Annotated in this window: 3 protein-coding genes and 1 pseudogene; 1 reads left to right on the top strand and 3 read right to left on the bottom strand. The window is 46.5% G+C overall.

Annotated features, from left to right (window positions below):
• The first annotated feature begins 244 nt into the window (after nt 1–244).
• Entirely contained in the window at nt 245–1,453 is a 1,209-nt protein-coding gene (locus H540_RS30600; protein ID WP_051317233.1) for a phospholipase D-like domain-containing protein, read from the top strand.
• 508 nt (nt 1,454–1,961) lie between these two features.
• Here H540_RS30600 and cspD read toward each other — a convergent pair.
• The 3 genes and pseudogenes from cspD to H540_RS0121635 all read right to left on the bottom strand — a co-directional run bounded on the left by cspD (nt 1,962) and on the right by H540_RS0121635 (nt 4,343).
• Complete coding sequence (cspD, locus tag H540_RS0121645; protein WP_028402354.1) at nt 1,962–2,159, bottom strand: cold-shock protein CspD; 198 nt, start codon at nt 2,157–2,159, stop codon at nt 1,962–1,964.
• A gap of 116 nt (nt 2,160–2,275) precedes the next feature.
• Nucleotides 2,276–2,977 (bottom strand): ComFC family protein, encoded by a 702-nt coding sequence (locus H540_RS0121640; protein ID WP_028402353.1) that lies wholly within the window; start codon nt 2,975–2,977, stop codon nt 2,276–2,278.
• Nucleotide 2,978: 1 nt separating this feature from the next.
• Nucleotides 2,979–4,343 (bottom strand): annotated as a pseudogene (locus H540_RS0121635) (ATP-dependent helicase ComFA).
• Between the last annotated feature and the right edge of the window lie 131 nt (nt 4,344–4,474).

Below are 4,474 nucleotides of genomic sequence, written 5' to 3'. Positions count from 1 at the left end.
CCGGCTCGTTCAGGTGCAGAGACCAAGGTTCTCCGCCCTAAAAGGCGCTTTTTGCCTTTTTGTGGCGGAGGTTCTTGGACGGCAGCACCTAGCCGATGGAGCTGGACACCAGGAAAAGCGCAACCGACTCGTTCAGATGCAGAGACCGAGAGCTCCGTCCTCAAAGGCGCTTTGGCTTTAAAATCAAAAAAATGCATATCCTACCTTATATACACCGCAATACATGATGTAAGGAGATTCATCTATGCTGAAAAAAATTATAGTTTTCATCCTTATCGCCTTCATTTTGGCATTTCCCCTGTTTTTTTGGATGGATTGGGATGTAAAAAAAGGGAAAGCCGCATATACCAAATCACATCCCTTTACGGTTACTCCTCTGTATTCTGGCGATGTTCAGCTGTATACAAAGGGAAATGAATTTTATGAGGCTCTTTTTCATGACATAGAGCAAGCACAACGATATATATACATTCACTTCTTTATTGCAAGAAACGATGAAATCAGCAAGAAGCTTTACAACGTGCTGAAGCAGCGCGCAGAGAAAGGCGTAGAGGTGAGACTTTCTGTCGATTTGCTTGGCGGCCACGAAATCACAATGGATATACTGAAGGACTTGCGGAAACATGGCGTGCATTTTACATATAGCCGAAAAACGAAGCTGCCGCATTTCTTTTACAGCCTGCATCGGCGCAATCATCGCCGGATAGCTGTTATTGACGGAAACATTTCGTATATCGGGGGCTTTAATATCGGGGACGAGCATTTAGGAAAAAGCAAATGGCTCGGGTATTGGCGAGACTATCAGATTCGCATTACCGGAAACGGCGCCTATGAAGCACAAAAGAGATTTTTAGAAGATTGGAAAGAGGATACAGGCGATACAATTGCACCAAAAGAACTAACCGCTCCCTCCGGCAAAGTACAGCATCAATATATATACGCTTCCGGTACAGGCCTTGAGGAACATTTAGCGGAATGGATTCGCAATGCTAAGTCATCCATTATTATTGCTAGTCCGTATTTCGTGCCTCCTCAGCCTCTAAAGGATGCCATGATAGATGCGATACAAAGAGGCGTCAAAATTAAAATGCTTGTTACCAAAAAGACAGACGCTTGGTTTACACAGCCCCCCGGTTATTCTGCTCTGCAGGCTCTTGTGGAAAAAGGCGCAGATATATACGAATACGAAAAGGGATTCTTTCACGGCAAAATCATGATTTTTGATAATAAAATGCTGGATATAGGAACCGTCAACTGGGACCCGCGCAGCATCTTTATCAATGATGAATCAAATTGCCTCATTTACGATACAGGTACGGCTGCGATGGTTGAAAAAGCGCTACAAAAGGATTTTGCGAACGCGAAAAAAATGACGGACTCTTATTTCCGCCATCTTCCGTTTTGGATCCGCATACTCAAACATATGCCGAACCGTATCGTATATTATTTGTAACAAGAAAAGCGGAGCCGGCTCGTTCAGGTGCAGAACCAGAGGTTCTCCGTCCAAGAAAGGCGCTTTTTGCCTTTTTTGCGGCGGAGAACCTCTGGTGGCAGCACCTAGCCGGCGGAGCTGGACAACACGAAAAGCGCAGACGGCTCGTTTAGGCACAGAACCTAAGGTTCTCCGCCCTAAAAAGCGCTTTTTGCTTTTTTGTGGCGGAGGTTCTTAGGTGGCAGTGCCTAGCCGGCGGAGCTGGACAACACGAAAAGCGCAGACGGCTCGTTTAGGCACAGAACCTAAGGTTCTCCGCCCTAAAAAGCGCTTTTTGCTTTTTTGTGGCGGAGGTTCTTAGGTGGCAGTGCCTAGCCGGCGGAGCTGGACAACACGAAAAGCGCAACCGGCAATTGGTGCTGGACATGCTTAAATCTTACATTTTATCACAATAAAACAAAATATCCCCCGCAAAGCGGGGGATTCGTGCTTTTTTCCTTCTATATAGAAAAGCCTTATATGTAGAGGATTAAAGCTTCGTAACGTTGGCAGCTTGCGGTCCGCGAGCTCCGTCTACGATTTCAAATTGAACTGTTTGTCCTTCTTCTAAGGATTTGTAGCCGTCTTGCTGAATTGCAGAAAAGTGAACGAATACGTCGTCTCCTTCTTCGCGTTCGATGAAGCCGAAGCCTTTTTCTGCATTAAACCATTTTACTTTCCCTTGCATGCGTTCCATTCCCTTCAATCGTATACTTATGGTTGATCCATACTTTGACTATACTGGATGTTTTAAGGAAAAGTCAAAAAAGATTTGTCGTGTTTTTACTAGGCAATTCGACAAGTCTAACTTCTGCATAGCGTTAAGGATGAGACGTTCTTTGCGCCCCGTTCCCGAAACATAACGGCAAGCTGACGTACTGTTTTTCCTGTTGTATAAATATCATCAATTAATAAAATATTTTTAGAATCAAAGCGGTCAGAAGATAAAAAAGAAAACGGGGAACTGCCTGCAATCCGTTGCTTCCTTGTTTTTTGACTTTGCTTTTCTGTGTGAACACGAACTAAGGAGCACGAAAGCATAGGAACCGGTAAAAGCATCGCCAAAAGCTCGGCTTGATTAAACCCTCTTTCCTCCAGACGCTCCGTGCTTAGCGGAATAGGGACAACCTCATATGAAGAAAAATACTGTCGAAATATCTCGCGAAACTCATTAGCAAACGCATGAATTAGCACCGCATCGCCTCGAAATTTAAATCGGTTCATCACTTCCTTCATTTCATCGTTGTACATATAGAGGGATCGATTTTTCTCCAGCACCTCGCCCTCTTGCCCCCAGCGCACACAATCAAGACAAAGGGCACCCTTTTTATATGTAGCGGATAAAGAAGACAAGGGCCGGCCGCAGCACTCGCACACATCTCCTTGTATTCTTTCCAGCTTTTCATCACACGTTCTGCACACCGGCCGCACCCATTTTGGAAACAGAAATGAAAACCAGCTGTCGGCTGCAGGAAGCTCTTCAAAACAAAGCAAACAGCGCTCCATGCTAAATCCACCCCTTTTGTTTTGCCTGCTCGTTCATTTGTTTAATGTGCCGCTTGGCTGCCGTCATCGCTTCTGTTTTTCCATAATGAAACAGTACAACGTCTCCCTCTGGAAAACTTGCATTTCTTCCTGCTCTGCCTGCGATTTGGACAAGAGCGCTTTCCGTAAAAATCTCTTCCTCTGCGCCCAATACACCAACTTGCAAATTCGGAACGGTTACGCCTCTTTCCAATATCGTTGTTGTCACCAAAAGCGGAATCTCTCCTTTGCGAAACGAAGCCACCTTTTCCTTTCGCTTCAGATCCTCCGCATGAACACCCTCGATTCGTTCATCGATGCTTTTTAAAAGTGACACAATCGGCTCTATATAAGAAATTCGGGAAACAAACAAAAAGACAGGGCGAGATGCTGCAAGGTGTGATTGCAGCCAGCGGAGCACAACAGACGGAAGAGATTGCTTATTCACACGGGATTTCCAGCTGCCGCACCAAACAAAGGAAGGAACAGGCAGCGGATGACGATGATACCGTGCGCAAATAACAGCTGCCTTCCGTTTTCCTCTTTTCACTTCACGCTTCCACGCTTCATTCGGAGTGGCCGTTAAATAAATTAAGGAGGATTGTTTTGCTCTCGCGTTCTCTGCCGCATATTGAAGAGCTTGATCTGCAGAATAAGGAAAGGCATCTACTTCATCAATGATGAGAGTGTCAAAGGCGCGGTAATAACGAAGAAGCTGATGTGTCGTAGAAATAGTCAATGGAGCTTGTTTATGGCGGTCCGGACTCCCGCCGTATAGAGCGATGACCGGGATAGAGGGGAATGCTTGCTGGAGCCGCGGGTGCAGCTCTAGCACTACATCTGTGCGGGGCGTTGCGATACACACGCGCTCTCCCCTTTGCAGCGCTTCGTTAATGCCGGCAAATAACATCTCTGTTTTCCCCGCACCGCATACCGCCCATATGAGGTAAGAATCCTTATCCTGCACAGCCTGCACCACTGCCCGAGATGCCACGGCCTGCCCTTCTGAAAGAGTGCCCGCCCATTGCAACAGGTCAGCCGCTTGCATTTTCGTTTCTGGCAGACCTGTCCAGCTGACGAGCGAAGAGCATTCTCTCACTCTGCCCATCATGATGCACTTTCGGCAATACGCGCAGTCCTTGCCGCACCTTGCGCAAGGAGCCTGGGCAAACAAATACGCTTCCTCATTGCCGCATCTCACACAGCGATAGCCCTTCTTCCCTGCTATAATCCCTTTTTGATACTGCAAGTGCTACTCGTTTTCTGTTAAAACATCAGACGAAAACGGCAATTCCTCCAGCAGCAGCCGTCTCCCTTCCAAAAAACATCGCAATTCGTTTTCTTTCATATAATAGAGCCTGGTTAATAAAATCGTACCAAATCATACCAAATCACAGAGGAACCAGGTGAAACCTCCGCTTCCATGACGACTCTCACGTCACTCCATCAGAGAAGGGATTGCCTTCGTCATATGCCTGC

The organism is Ectobacillus panaciterrae DSM 19096 (genome assembly GCF_000430785.1).
GTDB classification, from domain to species: domain Bacteria; phylum Bacillota; class Bacilli; order Bacillales; family Bacillaceae_G; genus Ectobacillus; species Ectobacillus panaciterrae.
This window is presented reverse-complemented; position numbering and strand designations above follow the sequence as displayed.